The sequence below is a fragment of the Salinisphaera sp. G21_0 genome (assembly GCF_017744115.1).
Taxonomy (GTDB): Bacteria; Pseudomonadota; Gammaproteobacteria; order Pseudomonadales; family Endozoicomonadaceae; genus Endozoicomonas.
This window is the reverse complement of the sequence record NZ_JAGHQW010000151.1, coordinates 1-1,920: the sequence shown is the minus strand read 5'-3', so window position 1 is coordinate 1,920 and position 1,920 is coordinate 1. Positions and strand designations below refer to the sequence as shown.

Below are 1,920 nucleotides of genomic sequence, written 5' to 3'. Positions count from 1 at the left end.
AAGTAACCAGCTGTCCTTCAGCACGGGGGCGGCTGCTGGGTGGGGGCGGCATGGGTTCCGCGCGGTTACGACCAGCATTAGTCGATGACCTTTGGCTGTAATAGCGGTAGGCGATCACACCGACCAGCACAATAATCACCGTGCCCAGGGTGGCGATACAAGCTATAATAGCAGGGCTTGGTGCGGCAAATGTAGCAGAACCTGGGTCAGAGAAGTTCACTTTTTGCACCTCGGGCCCACTTGTTGGGGGCGTTGTCGTTGTGACAGAATTCGAACTGAAAGAGTTCATGGTTGTGTCTGGTGCTGTGGCCATAGTGGTTGGGGGCGTTGTCGTGGTGACAGAATCCGAACTGAAAGAGTTCATGGTTGTGTCTGGTGCTGTGTCCATAGTGGTTGGGGGCGTTGTCGTGGTGTCAGAACCCGAACTGAAAGAGTTCATGGTGCTGCCTGGTGTTTTGGCCACCGTCTCTGTGGTTGGTGGGGCTGGACAATAATTAGCGATTTGGAGATTTAGTTTTGCCAAGTCGGGGTCAATAAGGTCAATAACTGCACACAAATCATTATGCTGCCTATACTGACACCCCTTGGCAGTGTCGGTTTGTTGTTCGCCATTAACAGTGACATTACAAATAACCGGGGCAGCTCCTCCCAAGATACCCGCATTGGCAATTGTATCATTACTTACAACGGTGCTATTGATCACCCTGGTGTTGGTAATTCTTTGTTTTCCCTTAATGTATCCTGCGCCAATACCGGCATTTGCCTTTTCGCCTGAGGTTTTCACCGTGCAGTCCACCGCTCTCGTGTGGTCAACAGTTCCAAACCATAATAATCCAGCCCCAATACCGGCACTTGCCTCTTCGCCTGAGGTTTTCACCGTGCAGTTCAACGCTGTCGTGTTTTTAACAGTTCCATCCCTCGATAATGATCCAGCCCCAATACCGGCATTTGCACCTTTTTTTATTGTTTCAACATGACAGTTCACCGCTAATGTGTTGCTAACGTCTCCTCCCATCGATGATCCAGCCCCAATACCAGCACCTGCATTAGCGTTGTTAGTTTTCACCGTGCAGTCCAACGCTATCGTGCTTGTAACCGTTGCATCTTTTCCTTGCTGACGTCCCACCCCAATACCGGCATCTGCATTGTTTCCCATTGTTTCAACATGACAGTTCACCGCCATTATGTTGTTAATTTTACCTTTCGATAATCCCGCACCAATACCGGCATAACCATCGGTGGCGTTGGTTTTCACCGTGCAGTTCAACGCAGTCATGTTAGAAATAGCTGCTTTTTTGTCATGTATTCTGCCCACGCCAATAGCTGCGTTTGCATCCTTCTTGTTGTTGGTAATAACGTTAGCACGTTCAATCCGAATATTATTGATCTCGGATTTGTCAAACATTTCACAAGCCACTACCCCGACCGTATCCGCTGAGGCTATATTGGCATCACTAAGGGTCAGGTTCTCGATACGGCCCAGGTCCCCAGCCAGGTTTTTTACCAGGCACTTCGATAAATTGCTAATAGTACGACAATTGCCGTCCAACTTGCCGGTGAATCGATTGGTTTCAGTGCCAATGGATCGGGACAATTGGCTACCGTCGATATTCTTAACCAGGCGATATTGTCTGTCACATGGTAATTTCGGAACATGGCAGATATCGCCCAGTGTCTTGGCATCCGTCACGTTAATCCAGTCAGAGGCGGATGCTGATGCCGCACCGACCACGGACAGGCCGACCAGAGCCCCCAGTGCCAAGGGTGTGTTTGGCAACTGGCTGGCCGGTAGTGTTGGGGCGGCGGATTTATCATACTGGTGTCGTAGGTTCTGTGAGGCTTTTCTGGCTTTGTCTTTCGTGTTTTCCAAAGTCTCGTCCGGTGTCTTTTCCCTGTGTGTGCCAGGCTCAGGTATCGAAC

The 1,920-nt window shown here is 50.1% G+C and carries 1 protein-coding gene; it reads right to left on the bottom strand.

Annotated elements, in window-relative coordinates:
- A partial coding sequence (locus J7439_RS25315) for a ZmpA/ZmpB/ZmpC family metallo-endopeptidase-related protein (protein WP_209204833.1) occupies positions 1-1,870 on the bottom strand: 1,870 nt, incomplete at its 3' end.
- Between the last annotated feature and the right edge of the window lie 50 nt (positions 1,871-1,920).